The 21262-nt window shown below is 73.1% G+C and carries 19 protein-coding genes and 1 tRNA gene; 13 read left to right on the plus strand and 7 right to left on the minus strand.

Translation table 11 applies throughout. From position 1 onward, the window contains the following. Positions 1-970: 970 nt before the first annotated feature. A tRNA-Arg gene (locus H288_RS0119530) sits at positions 971-1047 on the minus strand. Between the two features lie 199 nt (positions 1048-1246). Between H288_RS0119530 and H288_RS0119535 the strand changes: the two genes are divergently transcribed. Continuing rightward, positions 1247-3472, plus strand: coding sequence for an FUSC family protein (locus H288_RS0119535; protein WP_026605102.1), 2226 nt, complete (start codon positions 1247-1249; stop codon positions 3470-3472). Between the two features lie 14 nt (positions 3473-3486). On the opposite strand, the gene H288_RS0119540 is transcribed toward H288_RS0119535, so the two are convergent. Further along, the gene (locus tag H288_RS0119540) at positions 3487-3717 is read right to left on the minus strand and encodes a hypothetical protein (protein ID WP_020094261.1); all 231 of its coding nucleotides are present in this window, start codon (positions 3715-3717) and stop codon (positions 3487-3489) included. A gap of 295 nt (positions 3718-4012) precedes the next feature. Here H288_RS0119540 and pth point away from each other — a divergent pair, with 295 nt between their 5' ends. The 3 genes from pth (at position 4013) to H288_RS0119555 (ending at position 7089) form a co-directional block, all read left to right on the plus strand. Next, positions 4013-4621, plus strand: a complete 609-nt coding sequence (gene pth, locus H288_RS0119545; RefSeq protein ID WP_026605103.1) for an aminoacyl-tRNA hydrolase — start codon at positions 4013-4015, stop codon at positions 4619-4621. A gap of 230 nt (positions 4622-4851) precedes the next feature. Then, on the plus strand, positions 4852-5949 hold the full coding sequence (gene ychF / locus H288_RS0119550; RefSeq protein ID WP_020094263.1) for a redox-regulated ATPase YchF: 1098 nt from the start codon (positions 4852-4854) through the stop codon (positions 5947-5949). A gap of 150 nt (positions 5950-6099) precedes the next feature. Continuing rightward, a complete protein-coding gene (locus H288_RS0119555; protein WP_020094264.1) occupies positions 6100-7089 on the plus strand; it encodes a MaoC family dehydratase in 990 nt (329 codons plus the stop codon). A gap of 7 nt (positions 7090-7096) precedes the next feature. Here the strand turns inward: H288_RS0119555 and H288_RS0119560 are convergent, their stop codons facing one another. Together H288_RS0119560 and mtnA are read right to left on the minus strand one after the other, a co-directional pair. Continuing rightward, positions 7097-7792, minus strand: a complete 696-nt coding sequence (locus H288_RS0119560; protein ID WP_042672819.1) for a class I SAM-dependent methyltransferase — start codon at positions 7790-7792, stop codon at positions 7097-7099. Positions 7793-8026: 234 nt separating this feature from the next. Beyond that, positions 8027-9130, minus strand: a complete 1104-nt coding sequence (mtnA, locus tag H288_RS0119565) for an S-methyl-5-thioribose-1-phosphate isomerase (RefSeq protein ID WP_020094266.1) — start codon at positions 9128-9130, stop codon at positions 8027-8029. Positions 9131-9297: 167 nt separating this feature from the next. Here mtnA and H288_RS0119570 point away from each other — a divergent pair, with 167 nt between their 5' ends. The 6 genes from H288_RS0119570 to H288_RS32505 all read left to right on the plus strand — a co-directional run bounded on the left by H288_RS0119570 (position 9298) and on the right by H288_RS32505 (position 14880). Next, positions 9298-11952 carry a DNA translocase FtsK gene (locus H288_RS0119570; RefSeq protein ID WP_020094267.1) on the plus strand — a complete coding sequence of 885 codons (2655 nt, stop codon included), beginning with the start codon at positions 9298-9300 and terminating at the stop codon, positions 11950-11952. A gap of 482 nt (positions 11953-12434) precedes the next feature. Further along, positions 12435-12917 (plus strand): Hsp20 family protein, encoded by a 483-nt coding sequence (locus H288_RS0119575; RefSeq protein WP_020094268.1) that lies wholly within the window; start codon positions 12435-12437, stop codon positions 12915-12917. A 142-nt stretch (positions 12918-13059) separates the two neighbouring features. Then, positions 13060-13578, plus strand: a complete 519-nt coding sequence (locus tag H288_RS0119580; RefSeq protein ID WP_020094269.1) for an Hsp20/alpha crystallin family protein — start codon at positions 13060-13062, stop codon at positions 13576-13578. 131 nt (positions 13579-13709) lie between these two features. Next, positions 13710-14138 carry a hypothetical protein gene (locus H288_RS0119585; RefSeq protein WP_020094270.1) on the plus strand — a complete coding sequence of 143 codons (429 nt, stop codon included), beginning with the start codon at positions 13710-13712 and terminating at the stop codon, positions 14136-14138. A 16-nt stretch (positions 14139-14154) separates the two neighbouring features. Next, complete coding sequence (locus H288_RS0119590) at positions 14155-14499, plus strand: hypothetical protein (protein ID WP_020094271.1); 345 nt, start codon at positions 14155-14157, stop codon at positions 14497-14499. A gap of 24 nt (positions 14500-14523) precedes the next feature. Beyond that, complete coding sequence (locus H288_RS32505) at positions 14524-14880, plus strand: hypothetical protein (RefSeq protein WP_020094272.1); 357 nt, start codon at positions 14524-14526, stop codon at positions 14878-14880. 25 nt (positions 14881-14905) lie between these two features. On the opposite strand, the gene H288_RS0119600 is transcribed toward H288_RS32505, so the two are convergent. The 3 genes from H288_RS0119600 to H288_RS0119610 all read right to left on the minus strand — a co-directional run bounded on the left by H288_RS0119600 (position 14906) and on the right by H288_RS0119610 (position 18304). Beyond that, positions 14906-15946: an aldose epimerase family protein gene (locus H288_RS0119600; protein ID WP_020094273.1), complete on the minus strand. Its 1041-nt coding sequence runs from the start codon at positions 15944-15946 to the stop codon at positions 14906-14908. A gap of 4 nt (positions 15947-15950) precedes the next feature. After that, a complete protein-coding gene (locus tag H288_RS0119605) occupies positions 15951-17225 on the minus strand; it encodes a hypothetical protein (protein ID WP_042671712.1) in 1275 nt (424 codons plus the stop codon). A gap of 233 nt (positions 17226-17458) precedes the next feature. Then, positions 17459-18304: a hypothetical protein gene (locus tag H288_RS0119610; RefSeq protein ID WP_026605104.1), complete on the minus strand. Its 846-nt coding sequence runs from the start codon at positions 18302-18304 to the stop codon at positions 17459-17461. Positions 18305-18606: 302 nt separating this feature from the next. Here H288_RS0119610 and H288_RS32510 point away from each other — a divergent pair, with 302 nt between their 5' ends. The 3 genes from H288_RS32510 to H288_RS0119625 are packed head-to-tail and all read left to right on the plus strand — an operon-like array spanning position 18607 to position 21128. After that, entirely contained in the window at positions 18607-19560 is a 954-nt protein-coding gene (locus H288_RS32510) for a lipid kinase (protein ID WP_020094276.1), read from the plus strand. Further along, positions 19557-20327 (plus strand): TerC family protein, encoded by a 771-nt coding sequence (locus H288_RS0119620; protein WP_020094277.1) that lies wholly within the window; start codon positions 19557-19559, stop codon positions 20325-20327. The genes H288_RS32510 and H288_RS0119620 overlap by 4 nt, the downstream gene beginning before the upstream one ends. 15 nt (positions 20328-20342) lie before the next feature. Beyond that, positions 20343-21128, plus strand: a complete 786-nt coding sequence (locus H288_RS0119625) for an ABC transporter substrate-binding protein (RefSeq protein ID WP_020094278.1) — start codon at positions 20343-20345, stop codon at positions 21126-21128. The last annotated feature ends 134 nt before the right edge of the window (positions 21129-21262 follow it).

Below are 21262 nucleotides of genomic sequence, written 5' to 3' on the forward strand. Positions count from 1 at the left end.
TCCTCCGGCTTGTGCCCCTTCGTTCCCATCTGTCCGTCCTCGTCCTGGCCCGAAAGCCATACCTCAGGGCGGACCACTTCACTGGGGGCGGATCACCTCAGGAGGCACGCCGATCGCGGCGGGATTGTGGGCCTAGGGCCGCCGCATGGTCGCCGAGTAGCTCGATACTGGCAGCATGCCGCAGCCGCGCGGCTGCAGCCCGAAACATGCACGACGCAACTTCGCCCTTGGCGGGCGTATCCTCCCAGACACGGCTGGGGCCTACGGACTCCGGCCTCTTTCGTGAGGCTCGAGCATGTCGCCGTGGTTGACTGCCGTCCTGAGCCTCGAGACCGCGCTGTGCTCCACGATCCTAGCGGAGGCTGATCATGATCGTCAGGAAGTAGAGGAGCCGGCGGCTGAGATAGCCCGCGTGTCCGGTTGGCTCCTGTTGGCCGCTATAGGCTTCCTGCTTTGGTCAAGGCCAGCTGACTGGCGGCGGCGCGCTGCTAGGCAGGCGGTGACCTCGCCACGTGGAACACCCGTCCTGGCTACCTGTTCGCTTCCTGCGGCGACAGGAGTGCAAAGGATGGCTGGCCTGACGAAGAGACCTGAGAGCGACCCGCCGGAGCCCGAGTTGCCCCACGGTCTACCGATGCCGCCCAACACCGGCGACATGCCGCCACCGAGGCTACCGCCGGCTCCTGACGACGATCCCGCACCGCCGGGCAAAGAGCCGGCACCCGACATCGATGAGGTACCGGGCCTCTGATCAATCAGGCCTGAGGGCACGAAAAACGTGCCTGCGCGGCCAGGAGGAATGCAGCCTTCTCGTGTTGCTTCCGTGTTGCGTGGAGCAACCGCAACCACGTAGGCTCGGGTCGTAACCCTTTGTAATTTCACGGTCCGTGTTGCGACGTGTTGTGAGGTCAGAATGGGTCGCTGCGGCAAAGAAAAACCCGCCAAGTCACTGACGTGGCGGGTTAAATCCTGGCGACTCCGGTAGGGCTCGAACCTACGACCTGCCGCTTAGAAGGCGGCTGCTCTATCCAGCTGAGCTACGGAGTCGGGGCCAGGCGGCCCCAGAAGCCACGGGCTCGCCCGAGGGTCAAGCGCGCGGGGCGAGGACCGGCGCGGCGTCCCGGATCGGGCCGAGGATGGAGAGACTGCCCCGCGGCGATGCGCCGGACGCGCCTTAGCGATCCGGCGCCGGGAGCGGGCCGGGGTTGCGCGCCGCCGCGGATCCGGTCAGGCCGGAGCGCGGTTCATGCCGGGGCGCCGCGCCCCCGTCGGGAGACCGAGCTTGACCGCGCCGAGTCCCACAGCCTCGCCCTCCGGACATGTCCGGCGCCGCCGCCTCGCCGCCGGCCGGGGCAGCCTGAGCCGGCCGGGCGGCGATCTGCGGCGCCTGCCCACGGGCCTCGACCTCCGGAACGTGCGGCTCGTGGAGGGCGTGCGCGCCGCCTTCGCGTTCGGCGTCGTCATCCTCCTCAACATCTGGATCCAGTGGTCGCCGCTGCTGACCATGGCGCTCGCCGCCAACCTCGCCTGCTTCTGCGACAACGGCGGCCCGATGCGGGCGCGCCTGCGCGTCCTCACCGCCTTCTCGTTCCTCGGCGGCCTGCTCTGGGCCGGCCTCGGCCTGATCCAGCCCCTCGGCCTGCCGGTGGTCGTCCCGGTCGCCTGCGCGCTGATCTTCGCCTGCTCGTACGCGCGCGTCTGGAGCGTGCAGGCCCAGTCGGCCGGCAACGTGCTCGTGGTGGTGCTGTGCATCGCTCTCGACCGGCCGCTCGACGTCGTGCAGGCGGCCGTCACCGCGGCGATGTTCGCGGCCGGCGGTCTCTGGGCGACCTTCCTGGCCCTGGTCATCTGGCGGCTGCACCCGTACCGACCGGCCCACCGGGCGGTGGCGGAGGTCTGGCACAATCTCGCCCGGCTCTGCGGCGACCTCGAGCGGCTCGTCGCCCTGCCGGAGCCCGACACGGCCGCCTTCGACGGCCACGCGCGGGGCCACCGCCGCGGCGTGCGGGCGAGCATCGAGACCGCGCGGACCATGATCCTCGACCTCGCCCGCTCCCGCGAGCGGGTCTCGGACCGCACCGCCCAGGCCCTGCTGCGCCTGGAGAGCGCCGAGCAGATCTTCGCCGCGCTGATCGCCGTGGGCGAGTTGATCGACAGCCGGCCCGACGCGCGCCGCCGGGCGCTCGCCAAGGTCTTCCTGCGGCGCCTGCGCCCCCTGCTGGTGACCATCGCCCGGGCGATCCGCGACGACGTCAACCTCGACCTCGGCCGCCTGGAGCACTCCATCGTCCGGGTGGCCGACGGCCTGTCGGAGGACCCGACCCTGGCCCGTCTCGCCGACCGGATCGCCGGGCGCGTGCGGCTCGGCGCCAAGCTGTCGACGCCGGAGGGCTACCGGCCCGGTGGCACGATCACGGAGGGCGGCAGCCTCGACCGCTGGACCCGCTACGTCGGGCCGCTGGCGCAGAACTTCACCCTGGCCTCGCCCAACCTGCGGCACGCCCTGCGGGCGAGCGCGGTCGCGGCGCCGGCGCTCGCCGCCACCCTGACCTACGCGGGCGCCTTCACGCACTGGCTGGTGATGACCGTGGTGCTCACCATGCAGCCCTTCTACGCGGCGACGTGGCAGCGGGCCCTGGAGCGGATCGGCGGCACGGTGCTGGGCGGCCTCGTGGGGGCCGTGCTCGCCTACTACGCCACGAGCCCGCTGGCGGAGGCCGGGCTCATCCTCGTGCTCAGCATCGTCGGCTTCGCGGCGCGCCAGATCTCGTACGGGTTCTTCGTCACCTGCCTGACGCCCCTCGTGGTGCTGCTCGTCGAATTGCTGGAGCCCGGCCACAGCTCCTGGGAGATCGTCGCCATGCGGGGCGGCTTCACGGTGCTGGGCGGCGTGATCGCGGTGGCGAGCTGCCTGGTGCTCTGGCCGATCTGGGAGCCCGATCAGGTCCGGCAGGAGCTGCGCCGAGCGCTGAAGGCCCAGGCCGGGCTCGCCGAGGCGGTGCTCCGCGCGCCGCCCGGCGAGGGCCGCGAGGCCGCGATCGCGGCGCAGAGCCGCGAGGCCGGACTCGCCCTCAACGATCTGGAGGCGGCGCTGTCCCGCGCCCTGCAGCAGCCCCGGGCCGGCAGCCACCCGGAGGTGGAATCCGCCCTGGTGGCCGACGCGACTCTGCGCCGGATCAGCGCCCGGCTGATCGTCCTGCGGCACGCCCCGGAGGCGGCCGCCCCCGAGGCGGAGCCCTGGCGGGCCTGGATCACCGCGACCCTGGCGGCCCTGGGCGCGGACAGGCCCGTGCCCGAGCGGCCGGCGCTGGATCGCGGACAGTCGCTCGTGCGCCTCGTCAGCCAGGTCGATCTTCTGGTGGGAACCCTGCGGCCCGGGGAGATCCGGGCCGCGACGGTTGCGGATGGCGGAGCCCCGGCTTCGAGCAACGGGACCGCGGCGCGGGCCGGTCAGCCCGTCCTGCCGTCCTGACGGACGGCCCCCCGTCAGAACCGCGGCAGGGCGTTGGCCGGGCCGCCGGCATGCGGGCCGCTGTAGCGGTAGGCGGCCGGCCGGGCCGGGCCGGCGGCGTCCCGGTACAGGACGGGGGCGTTGCCGACCCAGCCCGAATAGGCCGAGGCCGGGTAGGGCGAGTGCTTCGAGTCCAGGCCCTGCGCGAGGGCGGGCGTGGCGACCGCGGCGACCAGGGCGGCGGCAGCGAGCATGCGAACGGTCATGATGATCTCCGAGTGTCTTCGTATGACTTCAGCGGGAAGTCATCCGGTCAACCGTGTCGAGTGAGGAAGATCGTCGTCGCGATGCGCTGGGCGGCGGTCTTGATCGCTCCGGCTTTGCTTGGCCGAATGTGACCTCTCAACGGAGATACTCTGCCCCGGGTTCGACCGCCGCCGTGCGCTGGCGCACGGGGAGACGCGGCGCGGGCCGGAAGGCGCGCGACGGGTCCAGGCACGGCCGGGGATGCGTCCCGCGCCGAAGCGTGGCACAGACCGCGGCCTGAGAGGGATGCAGACCATGCGGCTGATCGTCGGCCTCGGAAACCCGGGCGCGCGCTACGCGGGCAACCGCCACAATATCGGCTTCCTCGCCGTCGACGCGATCGCCCGACAGCACCGGGCGAGCCCGTTCCGCCACCGGTTCCAGGGCGAGGCCGCCGAGGTGGTGCTGGGCACCGAGCGGGCGATCCTGCTGAAGCCCTCGACCTTCATGAACGAGTCCGGCCGCGCGGTCTCGGAGGCGCAGCGCTTCTACAAGATCCCGCTCAGCGACGTGATCGTGCTGCACGACGAGCTCGACCTCGCGCCCGCCAAGCTCCGGGTGAAGCTCGGCGGCGGCAATGCCGGCCATAACGGCCTGCGCTCGATCACCGCGCAGTGCGGCAACGATTACCGCCGGGTGCGGCTCGGCATCGGCCATCCCGGCGACAAGGCGCTGGTCCATGCCTACGTGCTCAACGATTTCGGCAAGGCCGAGCTGCCCTGGGTCGAGGATCTCTGCCGGGCGGTGGCCGACCACGCCGCCCTGCTCGCCGCCGGCGAGGACGCGAGCTTCCAGAACAAGGTCCACCTCGCCATGGCCGGCCGCGGCTGGGACGACGTGAAGACGCTGGGCGCCAGAAATTGACACGCCCACACGGGGACGGGATATCGGGGCGGGCGAGAGGGTCCGATGAAGGCGGTGCGCGTCGCGCCCGGCTGTCGGCGGTTCGATTGCCTCCCGGCCGCCGCGGCCCGGCGCGTCGGTGTCGCGCGCGCTCGACCGAGGACGGGGCGCGCGGCGTCGTGTTCGCGGGCCCGATTCTCATCAACCCATTCCGCGCGTCGCCCGACGACGCGCTGCGACGGAACTGACCCATGGGCTTCAAATGCGGCATCGTCGGCCTGCCGAACGTCGGCAAGTCGACCCTCTTCAACGCGCTGACGCAGACGGCGGCCGCCCAGGCGGCGAACTACCCGTTCTGCACCATCGAGCCGAATGTCGGCGAGGTGGCGGTGCCGGATCCGCGGCTGAATGACCTCGCCCGGATCGCCTCCTCGAAGGAGATCATCCCGACGCGGCTGACCTTCGTGGACATCGCCGGCCTCGTGCGCGGCGCCTCCAAGGGCGAGGGCCTGGGCAACCAGTTCCTGGCCAATATCCGCGAGGTCGACGCCATCGCCCACGTGGTCCGCTGCTTCACGGACGGCGACGTCACCCACGTGGAGGGCAAGGTCGATCCGGCCGCCGACATCGAGACCATCGAGACCGAGCTGATGCTCGCCGACCTCGACAGCCTGGAGCGCCGCGCCCAGGCGCTGGAGAAGAAGGCCAAGGGCGCCGACAAGGAGGCCAAGGAGACCCTCGACCTCGTCAACCGCGCCCTGCCGCTGCTGCGCGACGGCAAGCCCGCCCGCCTCGTGGAGCGCAAGCCCGACGAGGAGAAGCTGTTCCAGTCGCTCGGCCTGATGACGGCCAAGCCCGTCCTCTACGTCTGCAACGTCGACGAGGGCGACGCCGACAAGGGCAACGCCTACTCGGACGCGGTCTTCGCCCGCGCCAAGGCGGAGGGCGCCGTGGCGGTGGTGGTCTCGGCCAAGATCGAGAGCGAGATCGCCGTGATGCCGGAGGCCGACCAGGCCGAGTTCCTGGAGGCGGTGGGCCTCGCCGAGCCGGGCCTGAACCGGGTGATCCGCGCCGGCTACGACCTGCTCGGCCTCGTCACCTACTTCACGGTCGGCCCCAAGGAGGCCCGCGCCTGGACGATCACCAAGGGCACCCGAGCGCCGGGCGCGGCCGGGGTGATCCACTCGGATTTCGAGAAGGGCTTCATCCGGGCCGAGACCATCGCGTTCAAGGACTACACGGCGCTCAACGGCGAGGCCGGGGCCCGGGACGCCGGCAAGCTCCGGCTGGAGGGCAAGGATTACGTGGTGCAGGACGGCGACGTGCTGCACTTCCGCTTCGCCAACTGAGGTCGGCCTCACCCCGTCATCGCGCGCGCAGCGACGCGACCCAGGGCAGCGCGACCCCGGTGAGCGCGGCGCCGCCTGGATCGCTTCGCTCCGCTCGCAAAGACGGCGATCCCAATCGCCTGCCCCACTGATCAACGTGACGAGCCCGCCATGCCCGATCCCGCCCTGGAAGACTTCTCCGTCGGCGACGTGATCGTCGGGGAGCCGCTGACGGTGACCCGCGACGACATCGTGGGCTTCGCGAAGGATTTCGACTTTCAGCCCTTTCACCTCGACGAGGCGGCGGCGGAGACGACCTTCGCGGGCCGGCTGATCGGCTCGGGCTGGCACACGGCGGCCCTGGGCATGCGCCTGCTCCAGCAGGGGCCGTTCCGGGGCGGCTCGTCGCTGGGCGCGCCCGGCATCGACGAGCTGCGGTGGCTCGCGCCGGTCCTGCCGGGGGACGCGCTGACGCTGACCTTCCGGGTCGCGGGCCTGCGCGACTCGGCCTCGAAGCCGGGCCTCGGCTTCCTGACCGCCGAGGTCGCCCTCGCCAACCAGCGCGGCGAGACGGTCCTGACCCAGCGCTTCACCTTCATGCTGGCCCGCCGCGGCACCGATCCCCTGCCCCCGCGGCCCGTGGAGATCGGCGTGCCGGGGCCGGTCACCGAGCCGGAGGATGCCGAGATCCTGCCGTTCCTGCGGGACGCCGAGATCGGGGCCGTGCGGGAGCTAGGCGCCTACCCGTTCAGCGCCGAGGCGATCGTGGCCTTCGCGCGGGCCTACGACCCGCAGGCCTTCCACCTCGACCACGACGCGGCCAAGCGCAGCCATTTCGGCGGCCTCTGCGCCTCCGGCTGGCACACGGCGGCCGCCTACATGAACCGGATGCTGACGACCCGCGCCCGGGACGCCGCCTACACGGCCGCCCGGGGGCCGGTCCCGGAGGCGGGCCCCTCCCCCGGGTTCAAGAACCTGCGCTGGCTGAAGCCGGTCTACGCGGGCGACACGGTCCGGTTCAGCGCCAAGCTCACCGACAAGCGCGCCTCGGCGTCGCGGCCGGGCTGGGGCTTGGCCTTCGCGCGCAACACCGGGGTGAACCAGCGCGGCGAGGCGGTCTTCGCCTTCGACAGCGCGGTCTTCCACCAGTGGGAGCCGTGAGCGGGCCTCAGGCCGGCGCCTTGCCGAGCACCGCGAGGGACTGACCCAGATACACGCCCGACGGCCACGGCGCCGCCGTGCCGTCGAGGAACGTCACGCTGTCGAAGCCGATATGGTCGGCCCAGGTCTGCCAGACGCTGCGCTCGATGAACGTGTTGAGGTGCGGCACCGTGCTGGTGCGCTGCTCGCCGACCGTCTTGGTGAAGACACCCCAGTGCGAGGCCATGCCGAACTCGAGGAACGAGGCCACGACGCGGCCCCCGGGCCTGAGGGCGCGGTGCATCTCCTCCAGGTAGATGTAGCACTCCGTGTGCAGGAGATGCGTGAACACGCTGAAGGCCGAGACGAGGTCGACGCTGCCGTCGGCGACCGGCAGCGACAGCGCCGTGTTCCGGGCGAAGCGGTAGTCCCTGGGACAGCGGCGCTTCGCGTAGTCCAGCAGGTCCTGAACGACGTCGAGGCCCAGATACGCGACGCTCGCGGTGCGGGCGAGATGCACCGCCAGGCGCCCGGAGCCGCACCCGAAATCGACCACCGACTGGCCGTCCCGGAGCCCGAAATGCTGGAGGATCTCGCACTCGATCGCGCCGATGCGGTCGTAGTCGCCGCCCACCGCCACGCTCATCGCCTCATCCAGGGGCAAGTCGCGCATCAGTTGGCGGACGTACGCCTCGTAATCCTCGACGAAATGAAATTTCGCCATCGCGGCCACCTCGAAGGTGTCGAGATCGGACTGGGATGATCAGTCCATCCGCCGTCGAGATTTGTTCTTCCCCACGGCGCTCCGGCATCCGTTCTGCCGAACACCGTCGAGCCGCGAAAGCGGCCGCGCGGATACGGGGCGCGAATTGCCCCCGAGGCTGCCTTTTCGGTCACACCGCGTTCGGGAAGACCCGGATACTGCGCCGGGCGGCCGCGGCTGCGGGAGAATCCGCCCTCACGCCGCCCGGCGGCGCTCCGGGTAGAGCTCGTACAGGCCCTCGCGGCTCGCCGCGCAGATGCCGCGCTCGGTGATGATCCCGGTCACGAGGCGCGACGGAGTCACGTCGAAGGCGGGGTTGGCCACCGGGCTGCCGGGGGAGACGACCTCGATCGTGGCGAAGCCGCCGTCGGGCAGCCGGCCGGTCATGTGGGTGACCTCGCGCCCGTCGCGCTCCTCGATCGGGATCTCCTTCACCCCGTCGTCGAGGGTCCAGTCGATGGTCGAGAACGGCAGGGCGGCGTAGAACGGCACGCCGTTGTCGTGGGCCGCCAGCGCCTTCAGGTAGGTGCCGATCTTGTTGCAGACGTCGCCGCTCGCCGTGGTCCGGTCCGAGCCGACGATGCAGAGATCGACGCCGCCGTGCTGCATGAGGTGGCCCCCGGCATTGTCGGCGATGACCGTGTGCGGCACGCCGTGGCCGTTCAGCTCGAAGGCCGTGAGCGCGGCACCCTGGCTGCGCGGCCGGGTCTCGTCGACCAGGACGTGGACCGGCACGCCCCGCTCGTGGGCGGCGTAGATCGGCGCGAGCGCCGTGCCCCAGTCCACCGTCGCCAGCCAGCCGGCATTGCAGTGGGTCAGGACCGTGACCGGCCGGTCGCCGCCCCTTGCCGCGTGGAGGTCGGCGATGATCTGGCCGCCGTGGGCGCCGATCGAGCGGCAGCTCGCCACGTCCTCCTCGGCGATGCGGCCGGCCTCCGCGAAGGCGCGGGCGAAGCGCTCGTCCGGCGCGACCTGGCGCAGGTTGGTGGAGACCCGGTCCAGTGCCCAGCGCAGGTTGATCGCTGTCGGCCGCGTCGCCGAGAGGGTCGCCACCGCCCGGTCGATCCCGTCGTGGGACGCGTCGGCGCGCATGGCGAGCGCCAGCCCGTAGGCGGCCGTGACGCCGATCAGCGGCGCGCCCCGCACGATCATCGTGCGGATCGCCACCGCGGCGTCCTCCAGCGTGGCGAGGCGCTTCAGCTCGAACGCGAAGGGCAGGCGGGTCTGGTCGATCACCTGGACGCTGAGGCCGTCCGGGTCCGGGAAGATCGTGCGGTAGGGCTGGCCGTCGATGTTCATGGCCGCTCCTGTGCCACAGCGGGGCGGATTTTGCACCCGTGGGCGCGGACGGCGACAGCCTGGGGATGCGCGGCCGGGCGCCGGTGAGCCTTCCTCAACCTTAGCAGGTCGTTAAGGGGGTCGTGCCTAGCCTCGGGGGTAAGTCCCCGTCCTGCGTCCGGTCCCGCATGCGCTCGCTTCGCCGTCCCGCATCGCCCTACGAGACTTTCGTCGACAGCGTTCGCCCCTTCCTGGGCAAGCGCCTGACGGAGCTCGGCGGCTTCGTGCTGTTCACCGGCGCGGTCGCGCTGACCGTGGCCCTGGCCACGTGGTCGATCGACGACCCGAGCCTCAACCACGCCACCGACCACGCCGCCCACAACGTCCTCGGCCAGCCGGGCGCCGTCGTGGCCGACCTCGCCATGCAGATCCTGGGCCTGGGTTCCCTGGCCTTCGTGCTGCCGCCGGTGCTCTGGGGCATCCGGCTGATGCGGGAGCGCAACCTGCCCGAGGGCGGGCTGCGCATCGCCCTCTGGATCATCGGCTTCTGCGCCGCGAGCGCGGTGGCGAGCGCGCTCCCGCCGACGACCCGCTGGCCCCTGCCCACCGGCCTCGGCGGCGTGGCCGGCGACGGCCTGCTGTCGATGGCGCGGGTGATCGTCGGCGCGGTCTCGTCGGCGGCGGCCCACCTCGTCGGCTTCGGCTACGCCGCCGTGGCGATCCTCAGCCTGACCGGCGCCTGCCGGTTCGGCGCCGTCGAGGAGGACAGCCTGCACGACGATCCCTACCCCGTCCGGCGCGCGCCGGCGCGGGGCCGGGATTCGGGCCGCGACGAGCGCGAGGATTCCGACGAGCCGAGCCTCGGCCTCGTGGGTGTCGGCGCCCTGGCGCAGGGGCTGATGGGCCTGCGCGGCGCCGCGGCCGACCGGATCGCCGCGTGGCGCGCCGGCCGGGCCGAGCCGATCGACGGCGCGTCGCCCGCCCTCGCAGCCCGCCGCGCCTTCACGGACGCCGACCTTCCCTGGGCCGAGCACCTGCCCGAAGGCCGGCAGGCCGGCGCGAGCCGGCGCGAGCCCGTCTTCGACGCGTCCGAGGACTCCCCCGCGGCACCGGCCCGCCGCGCCGCGCCGCCGCGGGACGACGCGGAGGACGATCCGGAGGCGTCCGAGGCGCCGCAGCGCCCGGTCCCGCCGCGGGCCGAGCCGAACGCGTCCCGGGTGGCGCCGCCGCCCGCAGCGCCCGTGCCGGCACGGCGCGCGCCCGCGCCGCCCGTCCGTCCCGAGGATTACGCCCTGCCCGCCCTCGACCTGCTGGCGGCCCCCCGCGGCCCGTCCCAGGCGAGCCTGATCTCGGCCGATGCCCTGGAGCAGAACGCCACGCTGCTGGAGGCGACCCTCGGCGATTTCGGCGTGCGCGGCGACATCCTGGCGGTGCGGCCGGGCCCGGTCGTCACCCTCTACGAGCTCGAGCCCGCCCCCGGCACCAAGTCCAGCCGCGTGATCGCGCTCGCCGACGACATCGCCCGGTCGATGTCGGCGGTCTCGGCCCGCGTCGCGGTCGTGCCCGGCCGGAACGCCATCGGCATCGAGCTGCCGAACGCCAAGCGCGAGACGGTCTACCTGCGCGAGCTCCTGGCCTCGACGGACTTCGCCGAGAGCAAGCACAAGCTGGCGCTGTGCTTAGGCAAGAACATCGGCGGCGAGCCGATCATCGCCGACCTCGCGCGCATGCCGCACCTTTTGGTCGCCGGCACCACCGGCTCGGGCAAGTCGGTGGCGATCAACACCATGATCCTGTCGCTGCTCTACCGGCTGAAGCCCGAGGAGTGCCGCCTGATCATGGTCGACCCGAAGATGCTGGAGCTGTCGGTCTACGACGGCATCCCGCACCTGCTCTCCCCGGTCGTCACCGACCCCAAGAAGGCGGTCATCGCCCTCAAGTGGGCCGTGCGCGAGATGGAGGAGCGCTACAAGAAGATGGCCAAGATCGCCGTCCGGAACATCGACGGCTACAACGCCCGGGTCGCCGAGGCGGCGGCGCGCGGCGAGGTGCTGACCCGGACCGTGCAGACCGGCTTCGACCGCCACACCGGCGAGGCGGTGTACGAGGACGAGGCGATGGATCTGGCGCCGCTGCCGTACATCGTGATCGTGGTCGACGAGATGGCCGACCTGATGATGGTGGCCGGCAAGGACATCGAGGGGGCGATCCAGCGCCTGGCGCAGATGGCGCGCGCGGCGGGCATCCACCTGATCATGGCGACGCAGCGCCCGTCGGTGGACGTGATCACCGGGACGATCAAGGCGAACTTCCCGACCCGGATCAGCTTCCAGGTGACGAGCAAGATCGACAGCCGCACGATCCTGGGCGAGATGGGCGCCGAGCAGCTTCTGGGCCAGGGCGACATGCTGTTCATGGCCGGGGGCGGGCGCACGACGCGGGTGCACGGGCCGTTCTGCTCGGACAGCGAGGTCGAGAGCGTGGTCGCCCACCTCAAGCGCCAGGGCCGCCCCAGCTACCTCGACGCCGTCACCGCCGACGACGAGGAGGGGACGCCCGAGAAGGGCGGCGGCAAGGGCAAGGCCGGCGCCGCGGAGCTCGAACTCGACGGCGCGGTGTTCGATCAGGGCTCCTTCGGCGAGGCCGGCGGCGACCTCTACGACCAGGCCGTGCAGGTCGTGCTGCGCGACCAGAAGGCGTCGACGAGCTACATCCAGCGCCGCCTGCAGATCGGCTACAACCGCGCCGCCTCGCTCATGGAGCGGATGGAGATCGAGGGCATCGTCGGCCCGGCCAACCACGCCGGCAAGCGCGAGATCCTGGTCGAGGAGGCGGTCGGCTGAGAGCGCGGGCCTGCCGCGCTCGCGGCACCCCCTCCCCCGTGCGGCCGACGCGTGTTCGCGGTGCGCCCTGCGACGGAGCACGACGCGCCCCCTCTCCCGAGCGGGAGAGTGTTGGGGGGAGGCATGGGAAGTCTCCGGACAGGGCACGCGTTTGACGCGCGGACGGGGCGCGCCGTCTTCTGAAGCTTCGCGTCCCTCACCCCCACCCTCTCCCGCACGGGAGAGGGGACCCGCGCTCTCGATCTCAGGGACAGAGAGACCGCGAGCGCGTGCAGCCGGCAGCTCAGCGGGAGAGGCCGCGCGGATCGGATCACCGTATTCGGCCAGCCCCCGCCCAACCCGAAAAATTTCGCGCGACGCGGAACCGGCCCTTCGCCCGCACGTTACGCGCGTGCGAGGCCTGGAAACGGGCTCGCTCTGAGGGCGCCGGGCACGGTGTCCGGTGCTGCTTGTAGTCACGTTGCTCGTCGGAGGATGTGGTTATGAGGACGTACGACGTTTCGCCCCTGTTCCGGTCGTCCATCGGGTTCGACCGCCTGTTCGAACTGATCAACCAAGCCGACCGCGTCGAGCCGTCGGCCGCCTGGCCGCCCTACAACATCGAGAAGGTGGCCGAGGACCAGTACCGCATCACCATGGCGGTCGCGGGCTTCACGCCGGACGAGATCGAGCTGACCCAGCAGGACACCACGCTCCTCGTCTCGGGTCAGAAGGCCGCCCAGGAGGGTGAGAAGCACTATCTCTACCGCGGCATCGCGGCCCGCACGTTCCGCCAGACGTTCAATCTGGCCGAGCACGTGAAGGTCGTGGGCGCGTCGCTGGAGAACGGCCTGCTCACCGTCGCGCTGAAGCGCGAGGTGCCGGAGGCGCTGAAGCCCCGCCGCATCGCCATCGGCGGCACGACGGCCGCGTCCGGCCAGGACAACGCCCCGGCGCAGATCGCCCGCGAGGCCAAGGCAGCCTGAATGGCAGCCTGAATGGCGGCCTGATCCGGTGCCCCGGGCGGCGCGCCCGGGCACCCCTGTCGACACGGATGACATCCCTCACGGGTCCGCGGACCCGCGGGCCCGTTCCCACGACTGCACCGCATTCGATGGAGCGAGGACCATGAGCGTGAGAGATCTGATTCCCTGGGACCGCAACCCCGCCCCGGCGCCGGCCGCCCTGTCGCAGGAGCCGGCCAACCCCTTCCTGACGCTGCACCGGGAGATGAACCGCCTGTTCGACGACGTGTTCGGCGGGTTCGGCGGGATGCCGAGCCTCGCGGGCCGCGGCTTCGGCTGGCCCCATGTCGAGCTGGCGGAGGCGGACGGCGCGCTCCGCGTCTCCGCCGAGCTTCCCGGCCTCGACGAGAAGGACGTCGAGCTGCTCATCGCGGACGGCGTCCTGACCCTGAAGGGCGAGAAGCGCGCGGAGACCACCGACACGGGCCGCGGCTATTCCGAGCGCAGCTACGGCCGCTTCGAGCGGTCGATCGCCCTGCCCGTGCCGGTGGAGGAGGACAAGGCCGAGGCGACGTTCCGCAACGGCGTCCTCACGGTGACGCTGCCGCGCGCGGCCGAGGCGCCGGAGCGCCGCCGGCGCATCGCCATCAACGGCACCGGCGCGCCGGCCGCCAAGCACTGAGCCGGGCCCTGGGCCGACCCTGGGGGTGACCGCCTGCGCGGTCGCGGACCCGAACGCATGACGCGACGGCCGGCGCGGCCCGATCGGGCGTGCCGGCCACCCCAGCCTTTGCTCACGATGAGGAGGGTCGCATGCAGCCGATCGATACCAACCCCGTCCATCCCGCGTTCCATCCCGAGATCGGGCGCCTCGGTCCGGTGGCGGCCGCCAGCCTGAGGCCGCAGGCGGTCGAGCCGTTCGAGGCCTTCGTGGCGCCGGGCGACGTCTTCCGGCATCCCCGGGAGGTGCTGCGCTATCCCGGCCTGTCGCGGGCCGAGAAGCGGGCGATCCTCGCCTCCTGGGCCTCCGACGCCCGCGCGGTCGAGTCCTGCCCGACGCTGCGCTGCCTGCCGGGCTGCCGGGCCGAGCCCGTGCCGCTGAGCGCGATCCTGGAGGCGCTCCAGGCGCTCGACGAGGGTTCGGCACCGCCCGCAGCCCCGCCGCCCGAGCCCCCCGTCCCCGCGGCGCTCTTCCGGCGCTGGGAGCGCGGTCCGGCCGGACCGGAGCCCCTGCTGAACTGAGCCGGGGAGGCGCGCGATGGCAACCTTCGACCTGCGGGGTGGGCACGGGCTCCTGCCCCGGTCGCGGCGCGGCCGGCGCCGAGGGCCGGCGCGGACCACCGACAGCACGGTGCTCGGCCGCTGGTTCCTGTCCGTGGCCCTGTGCCTCGCCCTGGCGGCGCCCTGCCCGGCGCCCGCCCTGCCCTGGGTGCTGGCGGCCCTGCTGAGCCTGTCGGGCTTCGCGTGGCTCGGCCGGGCGATCACGCGGGCCGGGCCGCCGGCCAACGCCCGGCACCTGACCGCCTGGGACGCGGCCCTGCTGTCCTTCGCGGCGAGCTTCGCCGTCCAATCGGCGGCGCGCCTCGGCCTCTTCGGCGGCTGAGCGCGCCCCTCCAGGGAGGCAACCATGCAAGATGGGACGATCGGAATCCGAAACGCCATCTCGCCCGGCCCGGCGGCCGCGCGCCTGCCCGACATGGAGCGCGCCCTGGTCAACCCGGCCGCGGTGTTCGACACCCCGGCCGCGTTGCGCGATCATCCCCGGCTGCTCCCGAGCTGCAAGCGGGAGATCCTGCGGCGCTGGGCCTGGGACGAGTACCTGAAGGAGGTCGCCGCCGCCGAGGGCATGGCCGAGGGCGAGCCGTCGCGGCTCGACGCCGTGAAGGCTGCCCTCCTGGCGCTCGGCGAGGCGCGGCGTCCCGATCCCGCCGCGCCGGCCGCCGCGATCCCGGCGCCCCGGGCGCTCGATCGCGCGGCGGCCTGAGCGCGCCGCGGCCGTCACACGACCATCACACGACCGAGAACCGGAACTCCGTGGCGGCCGCGAAGGTCTCGCCCGGCCGCAGGACCGCAGAGGGGAAGCCGGGCTGGTTCGGCGCGTCCGGAAAGCCCTGCGTCTCGAAGCAGACGCCGTCGCCCGACCGGTAGATCCGCCCGGACGGGCCGATCAGGCGCCCGTCGAGGGTGTTGCCGCTGTAGAGCTGCAGCGCCGGCTGCGTGGTCCAGACGTCGAGCCGCCGCCCGCTGCCGGGATCGACGCAGGTGGCGGCCGGCCGCAGCGTCCCGGCGGCCCCGCGCAGCGCGAAGGTGTGGTCGTAGCCCTTGGCGTAGATGAGCTGCGTGTCCCCGGCGCGGATCCGCGCCTCCAGGGCCCGCGGCGCGCGGAAATCGAACGGCGTCCCGGCGACCGGCAGCAGCGCGCCGGTGGGGATCTGAGTCGCGTCGGTCGGCGCGAAGGCGTCCGCCTCGACCTGCACGACGTGGCCGAGGACGCCGCCCGCCCCCTCGCCGGCGAGGTTGAAGTAGCTGTGGTTCGTGAGGTTCAGGACCGTGGGCCGGTCGGTCACCGCGGCGTAGTCCACGCGCAGCACGCCCTCCGCGGGCAGGCTGTAGGTGACGCGGACGTCGAGAGTGCCCGGAAACCCCTCCTCCCCGTCCGGCGAGCGGCGGCTCAGGACGAGGCGCGTCGCGTCGCTGAGTTCCGCCCGCCACAGGCGCCGGCCGAAATTCTCCGGGCCGCCGTGGAGGGTGTTGGGGGGCTCGTTCACCGGCAGCCGGTAGTCGTGCCCGTCGAGGCTGAAGCGCCCGCCCGCGATGCGGTTCGCGTAGCGCCCGACGATCGCGCCGAAGCTCGGGCTCACGGTCTCGTAGCCCGCCAGGGTGTCGAGGCCGAGCACGACGTTGGCCGGACGGCCGGTGCGGTCGGGCACCTCGATCGCCGTGACGGCCGCGCCGTACTCGATGACGGCGACGCGCAGGCTGCCCCGGCTCAGGGTGTGGCGGCCGACCGGTCGGCCGTCCGCCGTCGTGCCGAACGGTTCGGCCGGCATCCGGCTAGCGCTTCCAGACCCCGAGCCGCTCGCTCCGGGCGTGGTCCTCGGCCGCGACCAGTTCGGGGCTCGCCTCCGGGGCGGCGCGGCCGCCGCCGTTGAACAGCACCACCTCGGAGAGATCGCGCCCGTCCACGAGGCAGTTCATGTTCGCGCTGCCGGGGGCGGGCTGGCAGGTCACCGACCGGTTGCCGATGTACCGGGCCAGCTCCTCCGCCTGGCCGCCCCGCACCCACTCGACGCCGAACAGATGCACGACCTTGCCGCCGACCTTGAGGGTCGCGGTATCGATCACCTGGGCCTGTCCGGTCACGGCGTTCGGCGGCAGCGGCGCGTCGGGCTCGGGATCGCCGCCTGTCTCGGGGGGCGGCGTCACCGTGTCGGGGGCCGAGGCCGGGGGGGCTGCGGGCCGCGCGTTCGGCGCGGCGCCGCTCGGGGCTTCCGCGCGGGAATCCGTGCGGGAAGCGGTCGGGGCGGCGGGGCGCCCGGATTCCGGCGCGGAGCGGTCCAGCACGAGCCCCGCGGCGAGCACCGCCACCAGGGTGCCGGCGACGGCGCCGAGGAGCAGCCGGCGCTGCCGGCGCCCGCCTTCATCGATCCCGCCCCCGCCGAGGCTGAGGCGGTCGCGCACGTGGCCGAGGCCGTCGCGCAGCGTCTCGCCGAACCGTCCGGGACCGCTGTTCCAGGCCGCCGCCGGATCCGCGCCCGCGGCCGGCCCGGCCTCCGCGTCGACGGGCGGGCGGGCGAAGCGTCCGCGCAGGTTCGTCCGCAGGCTGGCGAACCGGCCGGCGGCGGTCTGCGCCAGCACGCGGCCCTGCTCGGAGGAGCGCTCCGCCAGGGAGCGCGCCCGCTCGGACTGGGTCCCGACGAAGCGGGCGGTCGCGGCCTTCATCTCGTAGGCGCCGCTCAGCAGGGACGAGTCCCGGGCCTCCTCGGCGGTCGCCGGGGCCGGTTCGGGCTCGGGCTCCGGCGGCAGGAACAGGGCGGGATGGCGCGCGCGCAGCTCCGCGACGAGGTCCGCCAAGGTCATCGGCTCGGAGGTGCCCTCCCGCCGCCGCGCGGCCCCGTGGCGGTCGAGGACGCGGAGGCCGGTCCCGGACTCGTCGGGGGCGCAGGCGGCCTCGGCCAGGAGCTCCAGGGTCCGGACCGCGACGGGACGCGGACGCGCGCGCGCGATCTCGGCCCGGATCGTCTCGCGCAGGGCGAGGCGGCCGGGACTGTCGAGAACCGGCCGGGCCGGCTCCGTCTCCTGTTGCTCCACCACCGTTGAAGACGTCATTCACCCGATCCCGGCATCACCGACGCGCGGCGCGAAGGAAGCTCGATCGCGCCTCCCGACGAAGGGCGCCCGCGGGCGCCCCACCCGCAGGACCGATCCCGCAACGCGCCCCGCCGCACGCTCCCTCGCTGGCGCCCTTCCTAGCCGCCCTTGCGGGCATTCTTGTAGGGGCCGCCGCACACCCCGCGCGAGCCCGTGCTCGCCGCGGGGTGGCGGACCGCGACGCGCGGCTCTTACGCCTTGCCGGGCGAGGCGGCCAGGGTCCCGGCCTGGATGCTCCGCCGCAGGACGCGACCGGTCTCGCCGAGGATGTAGGGCCGCGTCCCGGCGAAACCCACCTCCAGGACCAGCTCGGCCTCGCCGCTGGACACGGCGCCCCGGCCCGGATTGGCGGTGCGGAAATCGACGATCGTGCGGATCGTGCAGGTCTCGGTGTCGCAGGCGGCGCGCATCGCCCGCGGCTCGTAGCGCCGCTCGGGCCAGCGCTGGACGAAGCTGCGCTTCTCGGCGACCAGGGCCGCCGTGGTGATCGGCCGCCCGTAGAAGCGTACGCGGGTCGCGTAGTACTGGGTCGCGGCCCCGACCATGGTGTCGCTTGGACCCGAGACGGTGGCGAGGTAGCTCGTCGTCAGCGCCCGGGCGGCGGCCACGCGCTCCGCCGACGCGCCCGGCGCCGGGGCGGTCGCGGCCGGCGTCTCGGCGAGCCGGTGCGGATGGCGCGCGGGGTGGTGCAGGTGTTCCCGGACCGGCGGACGCTCCAGGGCGGCCGCCCGCTTCGGTCCCGGCGCCCGCGTGGCCGCCGCCTTCGGCAGGGCGTCCTCGCCCGGCTCGGGTCTGGCGGCCTGCCGGACCGGCTCGGCGGCGCGTACCGGCGCTTTCGCCGCGTCCTTCGTCGATTCCTTCGCCGCCTCCTGCGCCGATTCCTTTCCCGGACCCTGCGCGGAACCCTGCGCCTGCGCGGCGGCCCGGGGCGGCGGGTCGACCCAGGCGCTCTGGGCGGCGGCACCGCCCGCGAGGGCGAACGGCAGGAGCATGCCGAGGGCGAGGGCCTGGGGACGGACGGGACGTGTGGCGGACATCGGTGCCTTCCTGGCGGCCGGGGCGGGCATCATGGAGAACGCGCCCGCGTGGGTCGGGGGTTCCACGAAGGGCTCGGGCGCGCCCACATCCTGCCGAACTCCGCGACGGCGACCAGCCCGGAATTGCGGGGATGATGGGGTTGCGTTCGTGCGTTTGGGTACCAAGTCGGGGACAGACTTGGCCTTTGGCCGGTCCCGGGTTCCCTACCGCGTTCCAGACTGCCCGCTCCCCCGTGCACCGAGGCTCCCTTGGCCCGACCTGAGACCGAGTCGCCCTCCGGCCCGCTTCCCGGGAGCGCGCGATGAGCACGCAGCCGCGCCGGGCCCTGCTGCTCTGCAACGCCAAGGCGCGCAACGGCGCCCTGGATCTCGACGAGGTGCGGGAAATCCTGCGTGCGGGCGGCATCGAGCCGGAGGAGCCGCCGCCGGAAGCCGATTGCCGCGACGTGATCCGCGACCGGGCCGGCGCGGTCGATCTCGTGATCCTGGGCGGCGGCGACGGCACCATGAACTACGCCGCGCCCGCGCTGGTGGCGAGCGGCCTGCCCTTCGCGATCCTGCCGCTCGGCACGGCGAACGACCTCGCACGCTCCCTCAACCTGCCGCTCGACCCCCTGGCGGCGGCCCGCTTCATCCCGACCGCGCAGGCGCGGCCGGTGGATCTCGGCTGGGTCAACGGCCACTACTACTTCAACGTGGCGAGCATCGGCTTCTCGGCGGAGCTCGCGGGCGAGTTGACGTCCGAATCGAAGAAGACCTGGGGCGTCCTCGGCTACGCGGTGGCGGCCGTCCGGGTCCTGCGCCGGGTCCGGCCCTTCACGGTGACGATCGAGCACGACGGCGTGGTGGAGAAGGTCACCACGATCCAGGTTTCGGTCGGCAACGGGCGCCACTACGGCGGCGGCATGACCGTGGAGGAGAGTGCCGCGGTCGACGACGGCAAGCTCGATTTCTACAGCCTGGAGATCAAGCACTGGTGGCGGCTCCTCGCGCTGCTGCCCGCCCTGCGGCGGGGCACGCATGGACGGGCCGCCGACGTGCGGGCGTTCCACACCCAGGAGATCCGGCTCTCGACCCGCAGGCCCCGGCCGGTGAACACCGACGGCGAGCTGACCACGCGCACGCCCGCCCATTTCAAGGTCTTCCCGAAGATCCTGCAGGTCCTGGCGCCCGAACCGGTGCGCGGACCGGCCCCCTTCGACCTGACGGCCCTCGGGAGCCGCCTGTTCCCGACCAGCGAGGCACCGCGCCCGTGACCGATCTGCTCCAGCTCGCCAGTCAGCCCGCCGTCTGGGCTGCCCTCGCCACGCTCGTGGTGATGGAGGTGGTGCTCGGCATCGACAACCTGATCTTCATCTCGATCCTGACCAACAAGCTGCCGCCCGAGCATCAGACGCGGGCGCGGCGCATCGGGATCGGGCTGGCTCTGATCCTGCGGCTGGGGCTGCTCGGCACGGTGGCGTTCATCGTGCACCTGACCGAGCCGGTCTTCTCGGTGCTGGGCCAGGACTTCTCCTGGCGCGACATGATCCTGATCGGCGGCGGCCTGTTCCTGCTCTGGAAGGCGACCAAGGAGATTCACCACACGGTGGATCCGGAGCCCGAGACCCCGGGCGTGACCGGGGGTACGATCGGCTTCGGCGCGGCGATCGGCCAGATCCTGCTCCTCGACCTCGTCTTCTCCATCGACTCGATTATCACGGCGGTCGGCATGACCGAGCACGTGCCGGTGATGATGGTGGCGGTGGTGGTCGCCGTGGTGGTGATGCTGGTCGCCGCCGAGCCGCTCTCGGCCTTCATCGCCCGAAACCCCACCGTGGTGATGCTGGCCCTCGGCTTCCTGATCATGATCGGCATGACGCTGATCGCCGAGGGGTTCGGCGCGCACGTGCCGAAGGGCTACATCTACACCGCGATGGCCTTCTCGGCCGGCGTCGAGGGCCTCAACATGCTGGCCCGCCGGCGCCGCCGTCCCGCCCGGGACGGCGCCCCCGCGTCGACCGGTCCGGCGCGGCGCGCCTGAGAGGGAGCGACCGTCATGCGGATGCGCGCGGCCCTCCTCCTCCTGCTCCTCCCCGCCGCCGTCCACGCAGAGACGAAACCGATGGCGCCCGATCCGACGGTCCTGCACGACCTCGCCCCCACCGGCACGCTGCGGGCGGCGATCAACCTCGGCAATCCGGTCCTGGCCCAGGCCGGCGCCGACGGCCCCGCGGGGGTGTCGGTCGACCTCGCGCGGGCGCTGGCGGCCCGACTCGGCGTGCCGGTGGCGTTCGTGACCTTCCCGGGGGCCGGCGCGGTCTCGGGCTCGGCGGGCTCCGGGACCTGGGACATCTGCTTCCTGGCGATCGACCCGAAGCGGGCGGAGGGGATCGCCTTCACGGAGCCCTACGTGCTGATCGCCGGCAGCTACCTCGTGCCGGCCGCCTCGCCGATCCGCTCCCCGGAGGCGGTGGACCGCGACGGCGTGCGCGTGTCGGTCGGGCGCGGGAGCGCCTACGACCTGTATCTGACCCGCGCCCTCCAGCACGCGACCCTGGTGCGGGCGCCGACCTCCGCCGAGGCGGTCACGGCCTTCGCCCGGGACGGGCTCGACGTCGCGGCCGGCGTCCACCAGCCCCTCGCCGGCTACGCGGCGGCCCACCCGGAGGTGCGGCTGCTGCCGGGGCACTTCATGGAGATCCCGCAGGCGATGGGAATGCCGGTCGGGCATCCGGCCGGCGCCGCGTATCTCGCGGATTTCGTCGCGCGGGCGAAGCGGGACGGGCTGGTGCGGCGCGGTCTGGAGGCCAGCGGACAGGATCCGGATCTGGCGGCGCCATGAGTTATCGGCGGCCATCGAACCCGCACACCTCGTCCTGAGGTGCGAGCGGAAGGAGCCTCGAAGGAGCCTCGAAGGAGCCTCGAAGGAGCCTCGAAGGAGCCTCGAAGGAGCCTCGAAGGAGCCTCGAAGGAGCC

The organism is Methylobacterium sp. 285MFTsu5.1 (assembly GCF_000383455.1).
Taxonomy (GTDB): Bacteria; Pseudomonadota; Alphaproteobacteria; order Rhizobiales; family Beijerinckiaceae; genus Methylobacterium.

Excerpts from the sequence above, each read along its gene's own strand:
- H288_RS0119585 (WP_020094270.1), top strand. The coding sequence starts at position 13,710 with ATGCAGCCGATCGATACCAACCCCGTCCATCCCGCGTTCCATCCCGAG.
- H288_RS0119610 (WP_026605104.1), bottom strand. The coding sequence starts at position 18,304 with ATGTCCGCCACACGTCCCGTCCGTCCCCAGGCCCTCGCCCTCGGCATG.
- H288_RS0119605 (WP_042671712.1), bottom strand. The coding sequence starts at position 17,225 with ATGACGTCTTCAACGGTGGTGGAGCAACAGGAGACGGAGCCGGCCCGG.
- H288_RS0119590 (WP_020094271.1), top strand. The coding sequence starts at position 14,155 with ATGGCAACCTTCGACCTGCGGGGTGGGCACGGGCTCCTGCCCCGGTCG.
- H288_RS0119575 (WP_020094268.1), top strand. The coding sequence starts at position 12,435 with ATGAGGACGTACGACGTTTCGCCCCTGTTCCGGTCGTCCATCGGGTTC.
- ychF (WP_020094263.1), top strand. The coding sequence starts at position 4,852 with ATGGGCTTCAAATGCGGCATCGTCGGCCTGCCGAACGTCGGCAAGTCG.
- H288_RS0119625 (WP_020094278.1), top strand. The coding sequence starts at position 20,343 with ATGCGGATGCGCGCGGCCCTCCTCCTCCTGCTCCTCCCCGCCGCCGTC.
- H288_RS0119535 (WP_026605102.1), top strand. The coding sequence starts at position 1,247 with ATGCCGGGGCGCCGCGCCCCCGTCGGGAGACCGAGCTTGACCGCGCCG.
- H288_RS0119600 (WP_020094273.1), bottom strand. The coding sequence starts at position 15,946 with ATGCCGGCCGAACCGTTCGGCACGACGGCGGACGGCCGACCGGTCGGC.
- H288_RS32505 (WP_020094272.1), top strand. The coding sequence starts at position 14,524 with ATGCAAGATGGGACGATCGGAATCCGAAACGCCATCTCGCCCGGCCCG.
- H288_RS0119555 (WP_020094264.1), top strand. The coding sequence starts at position 6,100 with ATGCCCGATCCCGCCCTGGAAGACTTCTCCGTCGGCGACGTGATCGTC.
- H288_RS0119580 (WP_020094269.1), top strand. The coding sequence starts at position 13,060 with ATGAGCGTGAGAGATCTGATTCCCTGGGACCGCAACCCCGCCCCGGCG.
- mtnA (WP_020094266.1), bottom strand. The coding sequence starts at position 9,130 with ATGAACATCGACGGCCAGCCCTACCGCACGATCTTCCCGGACCCGGAC.
- H288_RS0119570 (WP_020094267.1), top strand. The coding sequence starts at position 9,298 with ATGCGCTCGCTTCGCCGTCCCGCATCGCCCTACGAGACTTTCGTCGAC.
- H288_RS0119540 (WP_020094261.1), bottom strand. The coding sequence starts at position 3,717 with ATGACCGTTCGCATGCTCGCTGCCGCCGCCCTGGTCGCCGCGGTCGCC.
- H288_RS32510 (WP_020094276.1), top strand. The coding sequence starts at position 18,607 with ATGAGCACGCAGCCGCGCCGGGCCCTGCTGCTCTGCAACGCCAAGGCG.
- pth (WP_026605103.1), top strand. The coding sequence starts at position 4,013 with ATGCGGCTGATCGTCGGCCTCGGAAACCCGGGCGCGCGCTACGCGGGC.
- H288_RS0119560 (WP_042672819.1), bottom strand. The coding sequence starts at position 7,792 with ATGGCGAAATTTCATTTCGTCGAGGATTACGAGGCGTACGTCCGCCAA.